19 protein-coding genes are annotated in these 22,482 nt (G+C 62.8%); 4 read left to right on the plus strand and 15 right to left on the minus strand.

From position 1 onward, the window contains the following. A partial coding sequence (locus RCO31_RS24070; protein WP_308971093.1) for an aldehyde dehydrogenase family protein occupies window positions 1-557 on the minus strand: 557 nt, incomplete at its 3' end. Between the two features lie 165 nt (window positions 558-722). Here RCO31_RS24070 and RCO31_RS24075 point away from each other — a divergent pair. Continuing rightward, window positions 723-1,886 carry an LLM class flavin-dependent oxidoreductase gene (locus tag RCO31_RS24075; protein WP_308971094.1) on the plus strand — a complete coding sequence of 388 codons (1,164 nt, stop codon included), beginning with the start codon at window positions 723-725 and terminating at the stop codon, window positions 1,884-1,886. 8 nt (window positions 1,887-1,894) lie between these two features. On the opposite strand, the gene RCO31_RS24080 is transcribed toward RCO31_RS24075, so the two are convergent. Together RCO31_RS24080 and RCO31_RS24085 are read right to left on the minus strand one after the other, a co-directional pair. Continuing rightward, window positions 1,895-2,197 (minus strand): hypothetical protein, encoded by a 303-nt coding sequence (locus RCO31_RS24080; protein WP_308971095.1) that lies wholly within the window; start codon window positions 2,195-2,197, stop codon window positions 1,895-1,897. 92 nt (window positions 2,198-2,289) lie between these two features. Next, window positions 2,290-3,843, minus strand: a complete 1,554-nt coding sequence (locus RCO31_RS24085; protein ID WP_308971096.1) for a 4-hydroxyphenylacetate 3-hydroxylase N-terminal domain-containing protein — start codon at window positions 3,841-3,843, stop codon at window positions 2,290-2,292. Between the two features lie 496 nt (window positions 3,844-4,339). On the opposite strand from RCO31_RS24085, the gene RCO31_RS24090 reads away from it, so the two are divergent. After that, on the plus strand, window positions 4,340-5,179 hold the full coding sequence (locus tag RCO31_RS24090) for a serine aminopeptidase domain-containing protein (protein WP_308971097.1): 840 nt from the start codon (window positions 4,340-4,342) through the stop codon (window positions 5,177-5,179). Window positions 5,180-5,284: 105 nt separating this feature from the next. Here the strand turns inward: RCO31_RS24090 and RCO31_RS24095 are convergent, their stop codons facing one another. Together RCO31_RS24095 and RCO31_RS24100 are read right to left on the minus strand one after the other, a co-directional pair. Next, window positions 5,285-6,481, minus strand: coding sequence for an acyl-CoA dehydrogenase family protein (locus tag RCO31_RS24095; protein WP_308971098.1), 1,197 nt, complete (start codon window positions 6,479-6,481; stop codon window positions 5,285-5,287). 10 nt (window positions 6,482-6,491) lie between these two features. Beyond that, window positions 6,492-7,637, minus strand: coding sequence for an acyl-CoA dehydrogenase (locus tag RCO31_RS24100; RefSeq protein WP_308971100.1), 1,146 nt, complete (start codon window positions 7,635-7,637; stop codon window positions 6,492-6,494). Window positions 7,638-7,844: 207 nt separating this feature from the next. Here RCO31_RS24100 and RCO31_RS24105 point away from each other — a divergent pair, with 207 nt between their 5' ends. Continuing rightward, complete coding sequence (locus RCO31_RS24105) at window positions 7,845-8,135, plus strand: putative quinol monooxygenase (protein WP_308971101.1); 291 nt, start codon at window positions 7,845-7,847, stop codon at window positions 8,133-8,135. A 118-nt stretch (window positions 8,136-8,253) separates the two neighbouring features. Here the strand turns inward: RCO31_RS24105 and RCO31_RS24110 are convergent, their stop codons facing one another. Both RCO31_RS24110 and RCO31_RS24115 read right to left on the minus strand, forming a co-directional pair. Then, window positions 8,254-9,294 (minus strand): MBL fold metallo-hydrolase, encoded by a 1,041-nt coding sequence (locus RCO31_RS24110; RefSeq protein WP_308971102.1) that lies wholly within the window; start codon window positions 9,292-9,294, stop codon window positions 8,254-8,256. 25 nt (window positions 9,295-9,319) lie between these two features. Continuing rightward, window positions 9,320-11,668, minus strand: a complete 2,349-nt coding sequence (locus tag RCO31_RS24115) for an acyl-CoA dehydrogenase (protein WP_308971103.1) — start codon at window positions 11,666-11,668, stop codon at window positions 9,320-9,322. Between the two features lie 204 nt (window positions 11,669-11,872). Here RCO31_RS24115 and RCO31_RS24120 point away from each other — a divergent pair, with 204 nt between their 5' ends. Beyond that, complete coding sequence (locus tag RCO31_RS24120; protein ID WP_308971105.1) at window positions 11,873-12,796, plus strand: SDR family oxidoreductase; 924 nt, start codon at window positions 11,873-11,875, stop codon at window positions 12,794-12,796. A gap of 20 nt (window positions 12,797-12,816) precedes the next feature. Here the strand turns inward: RCO31_RS24120 and RCO31_RS24125 are convergent, their stop codons facing one another. The 8 genes from RCO31_RS24125 to RCO31_RS24160 form a co-directional block, all read right to left on the minus strand. Then, on the minus strand, window positions 12,817-13,113 hold the full coding sequence (locus tag RCO31_RS24125) for a copper-binding protein (RefSeq protein WP_308971106.1): 297 nt from the start codon (window positions 13,111-13,113) through the stop codon (window positions 12,817-12,819). Window positions 13,114-13,253: 140 nt separating this feature from the next. Continuing rightward, on the minus strand, window positions 13,254-14,141 hold the full coding sequence (gene mmsB, locus RCO31_RS24130; RefSeq protein ID WP_308971107.1) for a 3-hydroxyisobutyrate dehydrogenase: 888 nt from the start codon (window positions 14,139-14,141) through the stop codon (window positions 13,254-13,256). 1 nt (window position 14,142) lies between these two features. Next, entirely contained in the window at window positions 14,143-15,237 is a 1,095-nt protein-coding gene (locus RCO31_RS24135) for an enoyl-CoA hydratase/isomerase family protein (RefSeq protein WP_308971109.1), read from the minus strand. Next, on the minus strand, window positions 15,234-16,382 hold the full coding sequence (locus RCO31_RS24140; protein WP_308971111.1) for an acyl-CoA dehydrogenase family protein: 1,149 nt from the start codon (window positions 16,380-16,382) through the stop codon (window positions 15,234-15,236). The genes RCO31_RS24135 and RCO31_RS24140 overlap by 4 nt, the downstream gene beginning before the upstream one ends. A gap of 185 nt (window positions 16,383-16,567) precedes the next feature. Next, complete coding sequence (locus RCO31_RS24145) at window positions 16,568-17,128, minus strand: sugar O-acetyltransferase (protein WP_308971112.1); 561 nt, start codon at window positions 17,126-17,128, stop codon at window positions 16,568-16,570. A gap of 186 nt (window positions 17,129-17,314) precedes the next feature. Next, on the minus strand, window positions 17,315-17,929 hold the full coding sequence (locus RCO31_RS24150) for a TetR/AcrR family transcriptional regulator (protein ID WP_308971113.1): 615 nt from the start codon (window positions 17,927-17,929) through the stop codon (window positions 17,315-17,317). A 24-nt stretch (window positions 17,930-17,953) separates the two neighbouring features. Next, window positions 17,954-21,094, minus strand: a complete 3,141-nt coding sequence (locus tag RCO31_RS24155) for an efflux RND transporter permease subunit (protein ID WP_308971114.1) — start codon at window positions 21,092-21,094, stop codon at window positions 17,954-17,956. A 33-nt stretch (window positions 21,095-21,127) separates the two neighbouring features. Continuing rightward, entirely contained in the window at window positions 21,128-22,246 is a 1,119-nt protein-coding gene (locus RCO31_RS24160) for an efflux RND transporter periplasmic adaptor subunit (RefSeq protein WP_308971115.1), read from the minus strand. Window positions 22,247-22,482 lie beyond the last annotated feature (236 nt).

Consider the following 22,482-nt stretch of genomic DNA (forward strand, 5'->3'; position numbering starts at 1 on the left):
TCTGCGAGCCGCATCGGCACGGACGGATCGCGCTCGGACGGCTTCAGGATGAAGGCATTGCCGCAGGCAATGGCGGGGGCGAACTTCCACATCGGGATCATCGCCGGGAAGTTGAAGGGTGTGATGCCGGCGACGACACCGAGCGGCTGGCGCATCGAGTAGAGGTCGATCGCGGGACCCGCGCCCTCGGTGTATTCGCCCTTCAACAGATGCGGAATACCGCAAGCGAACTCCACCACCTCGACGCCGCGCTGGATGTCGCCCTTGGCGTCGGGGATGGTCTTGCCGTGTTCGGAGGAGAGCATCGCAGCGAGTGAATCGTTCTCCTTGGCGACCAGCTCGAGGAACTTGAACAGCACGCGGGCGCGGCGCTGCGGGTTGGTCGCGGCCCATTCCCTTTGCGCAGCCTGTGCGTTCGCGATCGCCTGCTCGACCTCGCTCTTCGATGCGAGCGCCACCTTCGCGCGCACCTCGCCGGTGTCGGGGTTGAACACCTCCGCGGTCCGGCCGGAACCCTTGACCTGCTTGCCGCCGATGAAATGACCGATCTCACGCATGATTTCCATCCGGATATTCTTGGAAGACAGACCACATTTTTGTCTGGTCTTTTCGTCGGATCAATGTCGCATGGCAGACCCTATCTCGCAAATCGGAAATGCCAATCCCGCCGAAGGTCGGTTACTGTTGCGCAACCAACAAAATGAGGGAAGGAAGCCAGGAACATGAAAGCCTCGATCTTCTGCCTGCCAAGTGTTGGCTCCCGCGCTGACATCGAAGCCGGCATGGCCGCGATGCGGCCCGAGCTCTACCAGAAGATGCTGAAGGAACTGACCGAGCTGGTGAAACTCGCCGACGACCTTGGCTATGATTCCGTCAGCTTCACCGAGCACCATTTTCACATCGAGGGTTTCGAGCTCTCGAACAATCCCGTGCTGCTTGATCTGTACTTTGCGATGCAGACGAAGCGCATCCGCGTCGGCCAGCTCGGCATCGTGCTACCTGCAGCGAACCCGATCCGCGTTGCCGAAGACATCGCCATGCTGGACCACATGACAGGCGGGCGGGCCTGCGCCGGTTTTGCGCGCGGCTACCAGCGCCGCTGGGTCGACATCATGGCGCAGCAGACCCATGGCGTGTCGGGCACGCTGCCGCACCAGCATGACGAGATCGACAAGGTCAATCGCGAAGCGTTCGAGGAGAACTGGCAGATCATCAAGAAGTGCTGGACCGAGGAGATGCTGACCTTCGACGGCAAGTTCTGGAAGGTTCCGGCCGGGGCCACGCCCTGGGATCTCGAAACGACGACGAAATACGGCAAGGGCGTCGAGAACGGCATGCTGAAGGCGGTCGGCGTCGTTCCGAAGCCGTTGCAGAAACCCTATCCGCCGGTGTTCCTGCCCTTCGCGTCATCGCCGAACAGCATCCGCTGGGCGGCGACCGAAGGTGTCACCGCGATCCTGCCGCCGATGCATCCGGCCTATGAGGCGCCGCTTTACGATCTTTACGCCGAGGTATCCGGCAAGCCGCGCGGCCACGGCACAGGATTGCTGCGCGACGTGATCATCTGCGACTCCGACGAGGAGGCAATGAAGCTCTGGGAAGATTCGGGGCGCTTCTCGGGCAAAGCCTGGTTCGAGCCGTTTGGCTTCCGCAAAGGCTTGATGGACCCGGCGACGAAGGCGTTTCCGTCGGCGAAGGAAACCGTCGACCACGGCTATGCCCTGGTCGGCACGGTCGACACCGTGACGCGGGCGCTGGAGGTCAATATGAAACGACAGCCGGTCGACTGGCTGTTCTGCTACACCTACAACGCGCTCGTTCCGCACGCGACGCTGATGAAGTCGACCGAGGCGTTCTGGACCAAGGTGATGCCGCGATTTACGTAAGTGGACGGTCAAGAGTCCAGGCGAGTGGCTTTGAGACCGGCAAGCCACCGCTCAGTCTCGGTCAGCGGAGCATCCGCTTGCGCCGAGCCGACCGTCACGGACGACAAAGTTGGTGAGAGCTGTGCGGCCGGCACCAGCGGCGGCGCCGCTTCAGCGTGGACGGCCGCCGAAGGGTCGATCTCCGCCCTGGCGCGACTCTCGTATTCTTCCGCGAGTTGCTTGAAAAGCTCGCGCGCCCGAGGCGTCTTGGCAAGTTCCGCAAGGCGGAGACTGGCTTCGGCCTTGGAGCGGGCATCGGTCGGATCGGTCATGGCGCGAACAATGACCGGGCTTCGTTAATCAGACGATAACGCCGCGCTACCCGACGGACAGAAAGCTCTCACGATCCGGTCTGTCCGGCGCGCTACTCCGCGGCGCGCGCTTGATCGCGCTCGGGTCCGATCCACTCTTCCGACGTCCAGCCCCCTTCGTCGTAGTCGGCCATGCATTGATCGACCAGATCCTGCATCTTCTGCATCTGTCCCGATCGTTGTGCAGACATCAGCGCCTGCAGGCGGATCTCTTCGTGGTTGCCGGCATAGTTGCGTTCATAAAGCTCGTGGCGCCCGCCGAATTCGGAGCCGATGGCATCCCATAGAAGCTTCATGATTTTGATCCGCTCGCGGTGGCCGATGCCGTTCGCGCCGCGAACGAAGCGCGCCAGATACGGCTCGATCTGCGGGTTGGCGAAGTCGCGCGCCGATGACGGAAGGTAGATCAGCGCGGACGCGACGATCTTTTCAATGATCTCCTTGATGCGGCCATAAGCATCGCCGCCAAACAGGCGATAGGTCAGCCCCGCCTCCAGCTTCGGCAGCACCGCCCCGTTGATCCATGGTTTTGGATCATTGGCCATCGCATCAGCCAGCGACCAGAACAGATTGCGCCAGCCGACGATCTCACCGAGCATCGCCTGGTTGCCGCGGAAGACATCGCCGCCGGTCGTGTGCAGGGCCTTGGCCACCAGACCGGCGATGAAGTCGAGCTTCACCGCGTAGCGGATGCAGCCCTGGAAACAGAAGCCTTCGAGAAATCCGGAGCGCGGATAGAACATCTTGATGCGATCGACGTCGCGATGCACCAACACGTCCTCCCATGGCACCAGCACATTATCGAGCACGAAGATTGCGTCGTTCTCGTCGAAGCGGCTGGAGAGCGGATAGTCGAACGGCGTGCCGACGGCGCTTGCGATCTCCTCATAGGAGTTGCGGCAAAACAGCTTCACGCCCGGCGCATCCATCGGCAGCATGAACATCACCGCAAGATCGGTATCGTCAGTCGCGGTCGCCGCGTTCTGGCCGAGGAAATTGTAGTGGGTCAGCGCCGCCGAGGTGGCCACCACCTTGGCGCCCGAGACGATGATACCCGCATCGGTCTCCTTCTGGATCGTTACGTACACGTCCTTGACCTGGTCGGTCGGAAGTGAGCGATCCACCGGCGGATTGACGATCGCATGGTTCATGAACAGCACCGGCTCCTGCGCGCGCTTGTGCCAGGCGCGTGCGTTGTCCGCGAACTTGCCGTAGAACTCTGCGTTGACGCTGAGCGTGTTCATCAGCGACGCCTTGTAATCCGGCGTGCGCCCCATCCAGCCGTACGTCTTCCGCGCCCAGACCGCGATCGCCTCCTTCTGCGCCCTCAAGTCCTCGCGCGAGCGCGCCGCCTTGAAAAAGCGATGGGTGTAGCCGACGCTGCCGGTGTCAGTCGGCGCAGTCAGCACATCCTTGGTCGCTGGATCGTGCAGCGCGTCGTAGAGCCTTGCGATCGAGCGCGCGGAATTGCGAAAGGCAGGATGCGTCGTGACGTCCCTCACCCGCTCGCCATTGATATAGACCTCACGGCCCTGCCGCAGGCTTTCCAGAAACTCCGCTCCGGTAAACGGACGCGATCTGTCCGCGCGAATGTCTTCTGGGCGCATGCGAACCTCCTTGAGACCAGTGTCCTGTTTCTGACGCTCGCATCACCTAGTTGCGAGTCCTACGTGCGAGCGTCAGAAACAAAAAGGACACTAGCAATCTTACAATTCTAGTGCGGTTTATGTTTCTGACGTTCCGATGAAGGAGATTGCAGCACGGGTGATCGGAACGTCAGAAACACCGCACTTGCGCCTGACGCGCGGCCATAGCCGAAAACGATATCACACAGGCGATAACGACGACCGGCTCCGGCGCGGCCGCCTTTTTCCTTTCAGGCGGTATCCCCGACTGGGCGATCGCGTGCGGTGCAGCAATAGAGTGAAACTGTACGATTCCGCGCAGAATGCTCGTTTGCGATGCACAATGAACTGCGAATAGTCATAAAATGTTTGCTCACGCGTCACTGAACTGTGACCGATATTCTGGACAACGCCGGCGTTCTCAATAGATACTAACCGGGTGAAGGGCCGCAGAGAGGGCCCGTGGCTGAGGGACGCGATGAAACGCAGGACACGACTGCTTTCGTTGGGAATTGCCGCCGTTGCCGCCGCCGTCGTCGGGGGTTACATCTTCGCAGCCAAATTCGACGTTAGGGAAGAATCCCTGGCGTTGCATGACGCGTCGCGCGACCGCGATGTGCCGGTCGAGATTTCGATCAGCCGCCGCGCCGAGCTGAAGAAGATGTTCGGCTTCAAGCCGCGTGTGGCGATCGTCAACCACGGCTACACCGTCAATCACAACGAGTACAAGTTCCTCGCCAACGTGCTCGCCACGCAAGGCTATCTCGTTGCCAGCATCCAGCACGACCTGCCGGGCGACGCGCCGCTGTCGCAGGTCGGCTTTCCGTTCGTCGGCCGGATGCCGATGTACGAGCGTGGCGTGAAGAACATCTTCTTCGCGCTCGACGAAGTGAAGCGGCGCTATCCCGACCTCGACTACACGAAGCTGACCATGCTGGGCCATTCCAATGGCGGAGACATTTCCATGTTCTTCGCCGGGCACAATCCGGAGATCGTGACCAAGATCGTCACGCTGGATAACCTGCGCGTGCCGTTCCTGATGTCCGGCAAGTCGCGGATTCTGTCGTTCCGGTCGAAGGACTGGAAGCCTGATCCGGGTGTCGTGCCGACCGACGAGATGTGCGACGACGCTGGTATCGAGCTGGTTAAGACAGAATTCCAGCATGTCGATATGAGCGACCGCGGCCCCGAGACTGTGAAGGAAAGCATCAAGGCCAAGCTGGCGCGCTTCCTCGCCGACGACAAACCCGCAAAGAAGCCGGCCGAGCGCAAGCCCACCGACAACAGGCTGTCGGTGAACTATATGCCGTCGAACTAAGCTTCACGCTGTGCGATCTGAAAAACGCCGCTCCTCGGAGCGGCGTTTTTGCATGTGGGCAACAGCTCGCGCGGAGCCGGGGCGTCGTCGCCATAGCAGGCGAGGCTATAGCCCCAACATCTGCTTGGCGATGATCTCGTGCTGGATCTCCGAGGTGCCGCCGAAAATCGTGTGCGCGCGGCCGTCGAGATGCGCCGGCAGGATCGCCAGTTCTTCCTCCGGCAGCACGGCGGGTTCGTTCAGACCATAGAGCGGTCGCCGCGGTTCCCAGACCAGCGCGTTGTGGCCGATCACGTCCACGCCAAGCCGGGTAATGGCCTGGAAGACCTCGGTACCGCGCAGCTTCAGCACCGACGAGACCGGCCCAGGATTGCGGCCGGCCTGCACATCCGAAAGAAGCTTGAGCTCGATCATCTCGAGCGCATCGATGTCGATCTCGATCTCCGAGAGGCGCGACGCCAGGCTTTCGTCGCCCGCGACCGAGCCGGCCCTATCGCGGGCAATCAGCTCGCGCAGCTCTTTCAGTTCCCGGCGCAAACCGCTCGCTCTGAAGCCAGCGCCACGCTCGAATTCCAGCAGGTATTTCGCATAGGTCCAGCCCTTATTCTCCTCGCCGACACGGTTCTCGACCGGCACATGCACATCGTCGAAGAACACCTGGTTGACCTCATGATCGCCGCCGATGGTGATGATCGGCCGCGTGGAGATGCCCTTCGTCTTCATGTCGATCAGCAGGAAGCTGATACCCTCCTGCCGCTTGGGCGTGTCGGCGGTACGCACCAGCGCGAACATGCGATCGGCGAAGTGCGCATGCGTGGTCCAGATCTTTGTGCCATTGACCACGTAGTGATCGCCGTCGCGCACGGCTTTTGTCTTCAGCGACGCGAGGTCAGACCCGGAGCCAGGCTCGGAATAGCCCTGGCACCAGTAGTCCTCGCCGGACAGGATGCGCGGCAGATAGTAGTCCTTCTGCACCTGCGAGCCGAACTTGATGATGACCGGTCCAACCATGTGAATACCGAACGGCAACAGCCGCGGCGCGCCGGCGAGGCCGAGTTCGCTCTCGAAGATATAGCGCTGTGCCGGCGTCCACCCGGCGCCGCCATACTCTTTCGGCCAGTAGGGCGCGACCCACCCTTTGCGGTAGAGCGCAGCGTGCCAGCTTCCGAACACAGCCTTTTCGGACAGTGCAGAGGGCGTGAGGCGCTGTCCGCGCCGCGCCTCCTCGGTCAGGTTCTTTGCGATGAAGTCACGCACCTCATCGCGGAATGCGAGTTCGTCCTTGGAGAACGACAGGTCCATCGGCGCCTCCTCAAGCTGCCTGCTGGCGCGACAGCCGCGCATGCCGCTGAAGATGAAATTCCGGAGAGCCAAAGATGATGTCGATCGCCATCAGGCGCTTGAAATAGGCACCGACGTTCAGTTCCTCGGTCACGCCCATGCCGCCATGAAGCTGCACCGCCTGCTCGGCAACGAACCGCCCGCTCCGACCAACCTTCACCTTCGCGCTGGATGCCGCACGTGCGCGCGTCAAAGGATCGGCGTCGGCCGCCAACACTGCATTGAGCGCGCTCGCGCGCGCCTCTTCGATCTTGACCGCCATCGCCGCCATGCGATGACGCAGCACCTGATTGTCCGCCAGCGGTTTGCCAAACTGAATGCGCTGCTTGGTGTAGGCGATAGTCGTCTCGAGCAGCACCTGCATGCAGCCGACCGCCTCGGAGGCCATCGCGGCAATGGCGTTGTCCGTCACTTTCTCGATCGCAGGCAGCGCGTGCTCGCTGCCGCCCAGCAGCGCGTCGGTCGGCACCGCGGCCTCGCTGAAGACGATGTTACTGGCGCGCCCGCCGTCGAGTGTCTGATAGTCCGTCCGCACAATGCCCGCAGCGCTCGACGGCACAACGAACACGCCGATACCCGACCGATCCCGCTGCGTGGGCGAGATGCGCGCGACGACCAGCAGATGATCCGCCCATGGCGCGCCAAGCACGACATCCTTGCGGCCTTCGAGACGCCAGCCAACGCTGGTGCGTACTGCCTTCGTAGCGACATCATCGAGCGCGAACCGCGCCTGCGGCTCGGCTTGCGCGAAGGCGAGCCGCGACTTGCCGGCGACGATCGGCGGCAGCAGCTCCGCCTTCTGTTGCTGCGAACCAAGCTCGGCGATCAACGGCACAGCAATGACCGCCGTGGCCAGATACGGCTCGACCACGAGCGCGCGGCCAAGTGCCTCCATTACGATGCCGGTCTCAACGGCGCCCGCGCCAAGGCCGCCGAACTCCTCCGGCACCGACAATCCGAGCCAGCCGAGATCGGCGAATTCGCGCCAGATTTCGCGACTGAAGCCTTCCGTTGATTGCAGGATGGTCCGGCGGGCTTCAAAGGAGTAGCGGCCGGCAATGAAGCGGCTTGCAGCGTCGCCCAAAAGTCGCTGTTCGTCGGAAAGCGAGAGATCCATTGACCCTCCCCATGGCAGCAGCCTTTGCGGCTGTCGTTAGGCGGCACTCTACACGCATCCAAACTTGCCGCGCCAGAGGCAGCGAACCCACCGATTTTCGAAATCGATCATGCGTGCGCGCATGGTCCCATGTCGTAAGGCAGGCGCTGTTGCATCCTTTAGAGAATTTCGCAAAGATCACGCCCACAAAATCAGGGAGTCACGTCGATGCTGGGTGTTGTCGCAACGATCAAGGTCAAGGACGGCCAGGGCGCGGAATTCGAGAAGGTCGCGACCGAGCTTGTCAAGAAGGTCAACGACAACGAGAAGGGCTGCCTGCTGTATCAGCTCTATCACGGCGAAGAGCCGAACACCTACGTGTTCATGGAGCGCTATGCCGATCAGGCCGCGCTGGAGGCGCACCGCGGCACCGAATATTTCAAGACGCTCGGCCGCGCGATGGGCGCGTTCATGGACGGAAAGCCGAACGTTCAGCGCTTCAAGCAGGTGGGCGCGTAACGGCTCGGCTTCAGACCGTAGCCCGGATGAGCGAAAGCGATATCCGGGGAACGTGACCCGCAGAGTCAGACCCGGATATCGCTTTGCTCATCCGGGCTACAGTTCGTCACGACAAATGCTACACCGGCGCAAACGTCACGGCGCCGGTGGTCGCGTCTACATCCCGCGTCAGCCTGCCCGTTGAGGCGAGCATGTTGAGATGGGCGAGCGCCTCGCCGAACGCCTGGCGCGGGTTCTCGTGCAGGACGCGGGGAAACACCTCCTGGGCGATGGCAAACGCGCTGGTTCTTTCCGTGACGAACGAGGCCATGTCGTCCAGTCGCGCCTGATGGTGCTCACGCAGCTGTCTCAACCGTGTATGCAGCGCGCGAAACGGCAGGCCATGGGACGGCAACACCAGTGTGTCTGGGGGCAGTTCCTCGAAGCGCGCGAGTGAATCCAGATAGTCCTTCATCGGATTGGCGTCCGGCTGCGCCGACGGCACGATGACAGACGGAGTGATGTGCGACAGGACCTGATCCCCTGCGATCAGGATCTTGTCCTTGTCGCAGTAGAATGAAGCGTGTTCCGGCGAATGGCCGCCCGCCGTGATGACGCGCCATTCCCGGCCGCCCATGGTGACGACATCGCCGTCCTTGATGCGGGTGAACTCGCGCGGCGGCCGTAAGCCGAGATACTTCGACGGCCGCTGCGCCGCCATGATCGCCGCGGCCTCCTCGTCGGAGGCGCCGTTGCGCTTCATGACAGAGGCGAACTGGTCCGTCAGCCCCTCTTCGCGCTCGTGCCACATCATCCAGCCGTTCAGCCATTCGGCAAACGGAAGCCGCACTGCACAGTTCGACTCCTTCACGAGCTGACCTGCGAAGCCGATGTGATCGATATGCGCGTGCGTCAGGGTGAGGTTCTGCAGTGGCCGGCTGCGTAGAAGGCCGCGCCACAACTTGTCCCAGATCTCGAAGATGTCGTCGGTGTTCATCCCGCAGTCGATCAACGTCCAGCCGGGACCGTTGTCGAGCAGCCAGCAATTGACGTGATTGAGCCTGAGCGGCACCGGCAGCCGCACCCAGTAGAGCCCGGGCAATACGTCCGTCAGTTCCCCATAGGCCGGCGGACGCTGCACCGTGAATTTCAGGTCTTCATCGAAGTTATCGGTCTGCATGAGGCCGCAATCTCCCACACCTCCATTAAGGCAGGTTCAGGATCCGCTTGGCGATGATGTTGCGCTGGATGTCGTTGGTGCCGGACGCGATCATCGCGCCGAAATGGCCGAAGAATGCACCGGTCAGGTTGACTGCGTCGCCGTCGACGGCCTCGTAACCGAGATTGGCGCCGGCGCCGCCTGCTGTCTCCATCAATAGCTCGCTGGCGAGCTGGGTAGCCGAGGCAACGATGATCTTCAGCTGTGACAGCTCCGGACCCGGGCTGTCGCCGAGGCTCATGATGTCGGCGAAACGTTGATACGCGGTGGAGAGATCGGCGATGTCGAGATAAACTCGCACATACTTGGCCTGGAATTCGGCGTCATCCCAGACGCCGGTGGCCTTCGCAAGCCTCTCGACCGCCATCAGTGCGGCGCGCGCCGGACGCGGGCTGCCGGAATTGAGCCTTTCGAAGCCGAGCAGGCTCTTCGCGACTGTCCAGCCCTTGTTGACCTCGCCGACCACATTCTCCTTCGGAATGCGCACGTTCTCAAGGTACTCCTGGGCGAACTCCTCATGGCCGCCGATGTTCATGATCGGCCGCACGGTCAACCCCGGCGTCTTCATGTCGAGCACGAAGAAGGTGATGCCCTCCTGCTTTTTCGCATCCTTGTCGGTGCGCGCGAGCAGGAACATGTGGTCGGCCCAGTGGCCGGAAGAAGTCCAGATCTTCGAGCCGTTGATCACGTAGTGATCGCCGTCGAGCACCGCGGTCGTCTGCAGGCTTGCGAGATCCGAGCCGGCATTCGGCTCGGAATAGCCCTGGCACCAGATGTCTTCGTTGGCGACGATGCGCGGCAGGTATTTCTGCTTCTGCTCGTCGCTGCCCCAGCGCATGAGCATCGGGCCGAACATGACGATACCCATGTCCGGGTCGCGCATCACGCCGACGCGCTCGCGCTCTTCGATGTAGATGATCTGCTTGGCGGGCGAGAGGCCCATGCCGCCCCACTTGGTCGGCCAGGCTGGCGCGATCCAGCCCTTGCGCGCGATGGTCTTCATCCACGCGCTCATTTCCTGCGCGCTGCCGCGACGGCCGGTGTGACGCATGTCGTGCGGATAGTTCTTGTCGAACCATGCGAACACGCCGGCGCGGAATTCCTCGTCACTGAACGAATTCCAGTCGACGTCGGCTTTGTCGTCCTGCAGGAAAACCGTGGAGAACGGCACGCTCTCCCGCTTCTTCGCTGCCTCGCCGCCGGTCTTCTGCAGCAGCGTGGCATAGCGGCGGCGGTGTTCGGCCGGGTTGCCGAGCCAGGCGTTCAGCGCCATCGCCCGACGCAGATAAAGGCCGACATCGTATTCGTCGGTAAAGCCGATCGCGCCGTGCAGCTTTACCGCCTCGCGGCCGATGGTGTGCGCCGCGTCTCCCAGGCGGGATTTCGCGCGACTCGCAGCCATGCTGACCTGCTCGGCCGTTGCCTTTGGATCATCAAGGGTGCGAACGGCGTCCGCCAACGCTCCGATCGACAGCTCCTTTTGAATCCAGAGGTCGACGGCGCGATGCTGCAATGCCTGGAAGCTGCCGATCGGCTTACCGAACTGCACACGCGTGCGCATGTAGCCCAGCGTGATCTCGAGCGCCTGGTTCATGCCGCCGAACAGCTCGGCGCAGGTCATGATGGTCGCGGCATCGGTCGCGCGGGCAAGTGCTGCTTCGGCCTTTGCGCCCTTAGCCACGAGACCCGCAGTCTTCACATCCTTGAACGTCAGCGTTCCGGAGAACGTACCGTCGACACGCAGCTCGTCCTTGACGGTGAGCCCGGCCGCATGCGCGGGCACATGGTAAAGCCCGACACCATCGACGCCCTTGGCGGCGACAATGAAATCGGTGGCGCTCAACGCGGGATAAACGTGATAGGCGACGCCATTCAGAACGGCATCGCCGCCTGTCGTCTTTGCCGTCACACCGGCAGCCTGCGAGAAGCGGCCGGCGACCGCAGCACCGACGATACACTCGCCCGAGGCGATCTTCGGCAGCAGCGCCGTCTTCAGCGCGTCGTTGTCGCTTCCGATCAACAGGGTCGCCGAGAGCACCGAGGACGCGACGACCGGCTCGGGGCTCAGCGTCTTTGCCAGTTCCTCGACGACCACCGCCATCTCGCCGAAGCCGAGGGCCTGCCCGCCATAGGTTTCCGGCACGAGAATGCCGAGCCAGCCCTGTTCGGCCATCTGCTTCCAGGCGTCGACATCCATGCCCGGCCTGGTCGTGCGCAGCGCGCGCGATCGCTCGACGCCGCCTCGCCTTGCAAAACTTGCGGTCGCATCGCGGAGCAGACGCTTGAGTTCGCCATCATCCGATTGCGTTTCATCATGTGCGACTGCGACTGACATAGGCTACTCCAGAAGGGTGGGCTTGCGGGGGCATTGTGGCGACTCCGGATCGGAGGGGCGCCCGCCGTTGCTTTCTTCTTAGCTTGATATACCGTTACGACGAACGTCGTATGCAGCATGACCGCACTCGAAATGTGCAATTGTGCATTGCGTGAAAAATCGCCAACCAAGAAGAAGCAGCCGGAAAGGCCCAGGGAGTGAGCAATGGCAGGGATCGTCGAGGGGAAAGTCGCTATCGTTACCGGCGGAGGCGGCGCGATCGGCAGCGCGATCTCGCGGCTGCTCGCGAAGGAAGGCGCGAAGGTGGTCGTCAACGACGTGGGCGGCTCGGTATTCGGCGCCGATCAGAACGACCTCGGACCAGCGCAGAAGACGGTCGCCGCGATCAAGGCCGCCGGCGGCGAAGCCATCGCCAACGGTGACAGCGTGGCAAGCTGGGAGTCGGCGCAGAAGATCGTCCAGGCGGCGCGCGACACTTACGGAAAGATCGATCTCGTCGTCAACAATGCCGGCATCATCCGCATGGCGAGCTTTCACAAGCTGATGCCGAAAGACTGGGAGGACGTGATCAACGTTCACCTCAACGGCAGTTTCTATGTCGCACGAGCCGCGGCACCGCATATGCGTGAACAGAAGAGCGGCGCGTTCGTGCACATGGCCTCGACCGCCGGGCTCGTCGGCACCCTCGGCATGGCCAACTACGCAGCAGCCAAGATCGGTATCCATGGCCTCTCGCGCTCGATCGCCATCGACATGGGCGTGTTCAACGTCCGCTCCAATGCGATCGCGCCGGCGGCGCACAGCCGCATGATCGATGCAACACCAAATCAGACGCCGGAGATGGCGGCGCGGATCGCGCGGCGCCAGCGCGTGCAAAGCCCCGAGCACATCGCCAATCTCACCGTGTTCCTGCTGAGCAACGCCGCGCAGGGCATCACCGGACAGATTTTCGGCGCACGCGGCCCGGAGATCTATCTTTACAACCAGCCACGGCCGATCCGGACCTTGTTCCGCTCCGGCGGCTGGCCGCCGGCAAAGCTCGCCGAGCAGCTGCCACAGATGCTGAAGACGTCACTCACGCCGCTCGAGCGCACCGGCGACGTGTTCTCCTGGGACGTGGATGAGTAGAGCGCGGCGTCTTACGACAATCAGCTCTTATTGAGCTTTTCGAGTTTCGTGATTGTCTTGGTCCCACTCGTTTCGGTGGTGGAAAACGAAACCCGATCTCCAGCGTGCAAATCGTCCAGCATGCCTTCCTGGACCTTGAACACTTCGGCAGGACCGGTGGTCGCCGCGCCGACCGTGCCGTCTTGAGTCGGTTGGATCGCGATAGTTCCACTGATGCGATTGATCGTGGTGACCATTCCTGTAGTCGCCTGTTGGGCGAAAGTCGCCGAACTGAGGATGGCGACGGCAGCGGCCAAAACGATCTTTGCCATTTTCATGGAGAACTCCGGCTTCGGACGGTCTGCGACAAACCATAACAGCGGGATTTGTTCCCCGCACGGCCGCGCAGAAGTGGCTTCCATGACGAGCACTGATCGCGGGTTCCGGGCTCAGCGCTTCGCGCCGCCCCGCGTGAAGCCTACCGCTTCAATCCGCGCACGTGATTGATGATGCCGGAAAAATCGTCGCCGTCGTGCCCCGCCGCGTTGAAGGCTGCATAGATCTCTTCAGCGTGCGCGCCGAGCGGCGTGGCGGCACCGGCGACCTTCGCCGCTTCTTGTGAGAGCTTCAGGTCCTTCAGCATCAGCGCGGCGGCAAAACCCGGCTTGTAACCGTTGTTGGCAGGTGACGCCGGCACCGGTCCAGGCACCGGGCAGTAGCTGGTGATCGACCAGCACTGGCCGGACGACGTGGAAGCAACATCGAACAGCGCCTGATGCGACAGGCCGAGCTTTTCGGCCAGCGCAAAGGCTTCGCTGACGCCGATCATCGAAATGCCGAGGATCATGTTGTTACAGATCTTCGCCGCCTGGCCTGCGCCGGCATCGCCACAATGCACGATCCGTTTGCCCATCGCTTCCAGCACTGGCTTCGCGGCGGCGAACGCCTCGCCGCTACCGCCGGCCATGAACGTCAGCGTCGCGGCCTTCGCGCCGCCGACGCCGCCCGACACCGGCGCATCGATCGACGGCAGCTTTCGTGCGGCCGCCAGCGCGTGCGCCTTGCGCGCGCTTTCGACATCGATCGTTGAGCAGTCGATCAAAAGCGCTCCGTCGCGCACAGCCGGCACGATTTCCCCCCATACCGACAGCACATGCTTGCCCGCCGGCAGCATGGTAATGACGACATCTGCGGATTGCACCGCCTCGACCGCCGAGCTCGCGATTATGACGCCCTCGGCGCGCGCCGCATCGCAGCACGCCGGCGTCAGGTCGAAACCTGTCACCTTGTGCCCGGCCTTGATCAGGTTGACGGCCATCGGCGCACCCATGTTGCCGAGGCCGATCACGACGATGCTCTTGCTCATGTCATACCTCCCGGTCCGGAAACACGAGTTCATTGGCGCCGCGCGGCGCAAAGTAGGCGTCGATCACTGCCGGCGTCACCTCTTCGAGGCTTGCCGGCGACCATTTCGGCGACCTGTCCTTGTCGATAACGGCGGCGCGGATGCCTTCCGGAAAGTCGCGGTTGATGAAGATCTCCAGCGCCGCGCCGTATTCGCGCACCAGGCATTGCCGCAGAGATGTCGACGCCTTGGCCTCACGCAAAAGGCGCAGCGTCAGCTTCAGACTGGTCGGCGACTTCGTCCGCAGCGTCTTCACCGTGCCTTGCGCGAACTCCGACGTGTCTTGTTCAAGAGCAGAGATGATATCGGCGACGCTGTCGCGGTCCATCGACGCATCGATCGTCTTGCGATGCTCGTCGATCGGCGCAGCTCCGCGCGGCAGCGCGAAATGGGCAAGCACGCCGCGCACCATGCCGTTATTCGCCTCCGGACCGAGCCGCACCAGCGCCTGCCGCAGCTCGTCAAGCCGCGCCGCCGGGATCAACACATCGGCAAAGCCGCAGCGGATCGCATCCATACCGGTCATCGATTGTCCGGTCAGTCCATAGTACGTGCCGAGCTGCCCCGGCGCGCGCGACAGCAGCCAGGTGCCGCCGACGTCGGGAAAGAAGCCGATACCGGTCTCCGGCATCGCAAGCTGCGTCCTGTCGGTCACCACCCGATGGGCGCCGTGCGCCGACAACCCCACGCCCCCGCCCATGACGACACCGTCCATGAACGAAACATACGGCTTCTTCAGCGAAGCGATGCGCGCATTCAGAATATACTCTTCGCGCCAGAACACGCTTCCGAGATCGCCGCCGGCGCGGATGCTCTCATACAGGCCGCGGATGTCGCCGCCCGCGCACAAGCCGCGTTCACCCGCGCCTTCGAGCAGGATCACCCCGACCGACGGATCGGTCTCGAACCGGTCGAGCGCGGCGCTCATGGCGCGGACCATATCGAGCGTCAATGCGTTCAGCGCCTTCGGACGGTTGAGCCGGATCACGCCAAGCGAGCCTTCGCCGGCAACGACGAGTTCGTCTTCCTTCTCCAGCACGCTCGCGCCGTCCGTCATCGGTGAGCCTCGATCAGCTTGCGCGCGACGATCAGCCGCATGATTTCGTTGGTGCCTTCGAGAATCTGGTGCACGCGCAGGTCGCGCACGATCTTCTCGATGCCGTATTCGGAGAGATAGCCGTAGCCGCCGTGCAGTTGCAATGCCTGATTGGCGACCTCGAAGCCGACGTCGGTGGCAACACGCTTCGCCATCGCGCAACGCATCGTCACGTCGGCATCGCCGCGATCGTAGGCCGCGGCCGCCGCATAAAGAAAGATGCGCGCGGCCTCGAGCTCGGTCGCCATGTCCGCTAGACGAAACTGCAGCGCCTGGAATTCATCGAGCCGCTTGCCGAAGGCCTTTCGTTCATGCATGTACGCAAGCGTGGCGTCGAGCGCCGCCTGAGCGCCGCCGAGCGAGCACGCGCCGATGTTGAGCCGGCCGCCATCGAGTCCCGCCATGGCGATGCGAAAGCCCATGCCTTCCTCGCCGAGACGGTTGCCCACGGGCACGCGAACATTTTCGAACATCACCGCGCGGGTCGGCTGTGCGTTCCAGCCCATCTTCCGTTCGTTGGCGCCCAGCGAAATACCTGGCAAATCGCCCTCGACCACAAGCGTGGAGATGCCGCCTGGTCCCTCGCCTCCCGTGCGCACCATCACGACGTAAAGGTCGCCCGCACCGGCGCCGGAAATGAACTGTTTCGCGCCGTTGAGCACATAGAACTCGCCCTCGCGCTTCGCGGTCGTCCGCAGAGCGGCCGCGTCCGAGCCCGAGCCCGGTTCGGTCAGGCAATAGCTGGCCAGCTGCTCCATGCGGCAGAGCTTCGGCAGATAATATGCGCGCTGATCGGCAGAGCCGTACGCGTCGATCATCCACGCTGCCATGTTGTGAATCGAGATATAGGCCGAGACGGTCGGACATCCCTGCGCCAGCGCCTCGAAGATCAGCGCAGCGTCGAGACGGGTGAGGCCGGAGCCACCAACGTCATCGCGGATGTAGATGCCGCCCATGCCAAGCGTCGCGGCCTCGCGGATCGTATCGACGGGAAAGTGCTTCTCCTCGTCCCATTTCAGCGCAAATGGCGCGATCTTTTCGGCTGCAAACGCACGCGCGGTATCGCGCAGCGCAATCTGATCCTCGGGCAAGGCAAACAACGTCATCCGGCAGCGTCCAGTTTGCCGCCGCAAACTAGTGCGGCGCGATCGTGGGCGCACAGATTCGCAACGCTTCAGCATGAAAGCAAGTGGGGCGTCGGGCCGGCGGTGCAGGAACTCCGTTCGGCGTGGCCAAGCGAGACCGCCGGGAAGCGAGGCGGGTCGCGCGAGCAACCCGCGGCGGACCCGCCCTATTCGCCTTCGATCGATCGAATGACCCTCGCCGGGTTTCCGCCCACGAGAGTGTTCGCGGGGACATCGCGCGTGACGACCGATCCCGCCGCCACGACCGAGTTCTCACCGACGGTTACGCCACCGATAACGGTCGCGCCTGCCGCGATCCAGACCCCCTTCTCGATAGTGATCGGCCGCCCAAGGAGATAGGCGCGCCGCTGCGACGGCGCGACCGGATGCTCGGATGTGATCAGGCTTACGTTCGGGCCGATCATCACGTCGTCACCTATGGCGATCTCGGCCAAGGCGTAGAAGGTGCAGTTCTGGTTTATGAAGACACGAGAGCCTATGCGTATGTTTTTGCCGCAGTCCGTGTAGAATGGTGGCACGAGGCGAAAGTGATCGCCCACCCTCTGACCTGCCAGTTCTTCAAACAGCGAACGGACTTCGTCCGCGTCTGTATAGGTCAGGCGGTTCAGGGCCGACGTGATGGTCATAGCCCTCTCCACGTCGGCGACGAACTGTTTTGATTCCGGCGTTCGCACGGGAATGATCTTGACGCCGCCTTCGCCCGACATTCGCCACCTACCTTCCAACCCAGGCGACACCGTCGCCTGCTCTGGATGCAAGGGTAGCGATAAGGCAGAACGGCTGAAATCCCGCCCGAACCGAATTCAACAACGTCGGCTCACCGGACAGTAGTAGCGGAGCGCCATTTCCTCCGCCGGTTTGCACAGCCTGAGGGACGACCTCTCGCAGAGAGACTACGAAGACTTCGGGATGGAAATTGCGCCGATCAGGAACTCGATCATGTGGTCGAGCGGCACATCCACCTGCTTCTCGTTCGCAGAGCACTGGGCGATCATCTGCGGATGAAAGAAGCGGCACATCGCGATGCAGACGCATCTAGCCGTCAGCTCCACGTCGCCCGGCTTGAACTCGCCGGCGGCGACGCCCTCGCCGATCACCTGCCCGATCACCGCACCGAGACGGGCGACATGTGCGTCGCAGATGTCCCAGTTCTCCTCCATCGCCACGGCCACCATATCGTGCAGCTTGGCGTCGCCGACATAGCGCTCCGAATTCATGTGGTGGATGGTCGCAAGAATTTCGCGCAAGCGGTCCTTCGGCGACAGTGGCTCGGCGGCAATGGTCACTGCCGCTGCCTCGACCTCGCCCATGAGCCGGGTCGCCACGCCCTCGTGGATCGCCGCCTTTGAATCGAAAAAGCGATAGACGTTGGCCGGACTCATCTTCAGCACCTTGGCGATGTCCGCCACGGTGGTCTTCTGATACCCGATCTCGCGGAACAGCCGCTCCGCAACGAGAAGGATGCGGGTGCGGGTGTCCGTTTCGGTATTTTCAAGAACGAGCGACATGGTCCTATTTATATAAGCGTCCGGTTACTCCGCCGCCATCGCCATTGCCGGCTCCGTTCCTTCGCGGTTTGAGTCCTTTTCGCCAGCGTCGGCTTTCGAGATGCTGTCGTCAAGGCTCTTGCGGAACCAGAGAGCATAGAGGCCTGGCAGATAGAGCAGGGTCAGGAAGGTCGCCACGAACAGGCCGCCCATGATGGTGACCGCCATCGGCCCCCAGAACGGCGAGCGTGACAGCGGAATCATGGCCAGGATCGCAGCCAGCGCGGTCAGCACCACAGGCCGAGCGCGACGGACGGTCGCCTCGACGATTGCGATGCGGCGCGTCATGCCACGCTGCACCTCGGTCTCGATCTGGTCGACTAGGATCACCGAGTTGCGCATGATCATGCCCGCAAGCGCGATCAGTCCGAGCAATGCGACAAAGCCGAACGGCAGGCCGGTGATGTTCAGGGCGAGCGAAGTACCGACGATGCCGAGCGGAGCGGTCGCGAACACCAGGAACATCCTGGAGAAGCTCTGCAACTGAACCATCAGCAGCGTCAGCATGATGGCGAACATCAACGGAAACAGCACCAGAATCGACGAGTTGCCCTTTTCCGATTCTTCGATCGCGCCGCCGACTTCGAGGCGATAGCCCGGCTCGAGCTTGTCGACGATGGGCTGCAGCTTCGGCCACACGGCGCTCGACACTGCCGGCGCCTGCGCGCCGTCGACGACGTCCGAACGCACGGTAATCGCCATGTCACGGTTGCGACGCCAGAGGATCGGTTCCTCGTGGCTGTATTCAATCTTGGCGATCTGCGAGAGCGGAACGGGGACGCCGTTACGTGCAAAGATGGTCAGGTCGCCGACCTTGCCGAGGTCAAGCCGCTCCGACGCGACGGCACGCGCCACCACGCCCACCTTCTCGATACCGTCGCGAACGGTGGTCACCGGCGCGCCCGAGATCAACAGGCTCAGTGCCTGCGAGACGTCCTGCGGGGTCAGGCCGAGCGCGCGGGCGCGATCCTGGTCAACGACGAGCTTCAGATATGGCGTCTGCTCGTTCCAGTCGAGCTGCGGCTCGATCAGCCGCTTGTCGGTCCGCATGACCTCGCGGACCTGATAGGCCGCTTCGCGCACCTTCTCCGCATCCGGTCCGACGACACGGAACTGCACCGGGAAGCCGACGGGCGGGCCGAAGTTGAAGCGATCGACGCGCACGCGTGCTTCGGTCAGTGCGCCTTCCGCAACCTGCTTCTCGATCCGCGCCTTGATGCGCTCGCGCGCCTCCACATCCTTCGACTGAACGACGATCTCGGCGAACGATTCGTTCGGGAGCTGGGGGTTGAGGCCGAGCCAGAAGCGCGGCGAGCCCTGGCCGACATAGGTCGTGTATGTGGTGATGTCCTTGTCGCCCTCGAGCAGCTTTTCAGCCTTCTTCGCGGTCTCGGACGTGACGTTGATGGCCGTGCCTTCCGGCATGCGCAATTGCAGGAACAGCTCGGGACGTTCCGACAGCGGGAAGAACTGCTGCTGTATACCTCCGAAGGCGACGACCGACACCGCGAACGCGATCACGGTCGCGACGACGACCTTGATCCGGTGATCGACGCACCACTGCACCACGCGACGCAGGCGGTTGTAGGTCTTCGTCTCGTAGATCGCATGCGGGTTGTCGTTCAGCGGGTGATGCGCGGCGAAATTCGGCAACAGCTTGACCCCGAGATAAGGGGTGAAGATCACCGCCACGAACCACGAGGCGACCAGCGCGATCGAAACGATCCAGAAGATGCCGCCGGCGTATTCACCGACGCCGGATGCGGCAAGGCCGATCGGCAAGAAGCCCGCCGCAGTGATCAGCGTGCCCGTCAGCATCGGAAACGCGGTCGAATCCCAGGCGAACGAGGCGGCCTTCAGCCGGTCGAAGCCTTGCTCCATCTTCACGACCATCATCTCGACCGCAATGATCGCGTCGTCGACCAGCAGACCGAGGGCAATGATCAACGCGCCCAGCGTGATGCGGTGCAGATCGAGGCCCATCGCGTTCATGATGATGAAGACGATCGCCAGCACCAGCGGCACCGAGGTCGCGACCACGATACCTGTGCGCCAACCAAGCGACAGGAAGCTGACAGCGAGGACGATCGCAAGCGCCTCGAGGAACGAGCGGAGGAACTCCTTGATCGCATGGTCGACCACCTGCGGCTGGTCGGCGATCTGCTCGAGGTCGATGCCGACCGGCACTGACTTCATGAACTCTGCGGTGGATTTCTTCAGGTCCTCGCCAAGCTGCAGCAGGTTGCCGCCCTTGGCCATGACGATACCGACGCCGAGCGCCGGCTTGCCACGTTGGCGGACCTGGAAGTCGGACGGATCCTCGAAACCGCGCGTAACGGTGGCGATGTCGCCCAAGCGAAACACGCGACCGTTCGCCTCCACCGGAGTCTCGGCCACCGCTCTGGCGCCGTCGAGAGCCCCAGTCACACGCAGGGAGACGCGCTGCGAGGAGGTTTCGACGACGCCAGCGGGGGCAACAGCATTCTGCTTGGCAAGCGAATCGAACAGCGCCTGCGGCGTGATGCCGAGCGTAGCGAGCTTCGCGTGCGAAAATTCGACGTAGATCTTCTGATCCTGCACGCCGTAGATATTGACCTTGACGACGTTAGGAACCTTCAGCGTGTGCTGGCGGAGCGCATCGGCAACCTTCTTCAGCTGCGCGTAGTCCGCCCCGTCCCCGGTCAGCATGTAAAGGATCGAGTCGACGTCGCCGTACTCGTCATTGATCATCGGCCCGATCACGCCTTGCGGCAGCTCGGCCTGCATGTCGATCAGCTTCTTGCGGACCAGATAGAAGAGGTTAGGCACTTCTGCCGCCGGCGTGGAGTCCTTGAAGAACACCTGCATCGCCGAGAAGCCGGGCTTGCTGTAGGTCTGGACCTTGTCGAAATAAGGCAGCTCCTGCAGCCTCTTCTCCATCGGCTCGGCGACCTGGCTCTGCATCTCCTGCGCGGTCGCACCGGGCCAGAGGATCGAGACCACGGCGAGCTTGATGGTGAACGACGGGTCTTCGGAGCGGCCGAGCCGCTGATACGAGAACAAGCCCGCAAGACCTATCGCCAGAATGAAGAACAGCACCAGCGCCTGATGGTGGACTGCCCATTCCGAAAGGTTAAAGCGACGCATGGCTGACCCCATTAGCCTCGAGAGAAGGTTGCGTCAGAATGAGAAGTGGGAAACCACGCGCACTTTTTGCGCAGTGTCGAGCTTATGCACGCCGAGGGCGACGACGTTCTCGCCATCCTTGACGCCACCAGTGATGACGGCGTCGCGCGCTTCATAGGCCTTCACCTCCACCGGCTTCAGCTCGATCCGGCCGGTCTTTTCGTCGGCGACGAACACCGCAGGACCCGTGCCCTGATTGTAGATGGCCGACAGCGGCACGCGCGTCACCCGCTCGGCCTCGGGTTCGGAAAGGATCAGCGTCGCCGTCATGCCAAGCTTCACGTCATCCGTCGCGTCAGGAATGGAAAACTTGGCAAGGTACGTGCGAGTGGCGGCATCGGCAGCCGGCGCAAGCTCGCGCAGCTTCGCGGTGTAGGTCTTGTCGGGATCCGACCACAGCGACACCCGCGCTTCGCCGCCCTGCGCGCGCGAAACCAGTGTTTCAGGGATTGCGACCACGGCCTCCTTCTCGGCGATGCGTGCGAGGCGCACCACGCCCTGGCCGGCGGCCACCACCTGGCCGGGTTCGGCGGAAGTCGAGGTCACGACGCCGCGCGCATCTGCGGTCAGCGTCGCGTAGGAGAGGTTATTTCTGGTGAGTTCAACGGAGCGCTCGGCCCGTGCCACGCGACCGCGGGCTTCGTCGCCGGCGGCGCGCGCCTGATCGAGCTGCGCATCGGTGCTCCAGCCCTTGGCTTTCAGTTCAGACGAACGACGCTCGGACGCCGTCGCCTGCGCCAGCACGCCGGTTGCGGCGCGCAGTTCGGCCTCCGCCTGCTCGGCCTGCAGCTTCAGATCGGCCTCGTCCAGCAGCGCCAGCGGCTGGCCGGCTTCGACCAGCTGGCCGACCTCGACGACGCGCTTTGCCACCTTGCCAGCGACACGGAAGCCAAGATCGCTCTCGATGCGAGGGCGGATGGTGCCGACAAAACTGCGGTCGGGGGTCTGCGGCTCGTACTGGACCTTGATGGTTAACACCGGCCGGTCGGGCGTCGGCTCGTCCTTGGCCTCGCTGTTGCAGCCGGCCAGCACCAGCGACACGATCGCAAGCAGCGCAAAAGCAATGAACGGCTTTGGAATGCGACTATTGGGATAATGGGATTGATCGCTCATGGCAGGCTCCGGCAGTACGCGCCGCTAGAAAGACCTGACTAGTGACGAATGTCAATAATCGTCATCGATCACACGTTTGCGATGCAACCGTGACGATGTCAATTGCATTTACATCGTAACGGAACCTTAAGATCCAGATAACAACTTGAATAAAATGTGAAATCTCTCCCCAGTCCGCCGCCAGCAGTGATCACGAAGCGCGTGCTGCGGACATTCATGCTGCAGCGCGCGCTGGT

It is taken from the genome of Bradyrhizobium sp. LHD-71 (assembly GCF_031157255.1).
Classification (GTDB): domain Bacteria; phylum Pseudomonadota; class Alphaproteobacteria; order Rhizobiales; family Xanthobacteraceae; genus P52-10.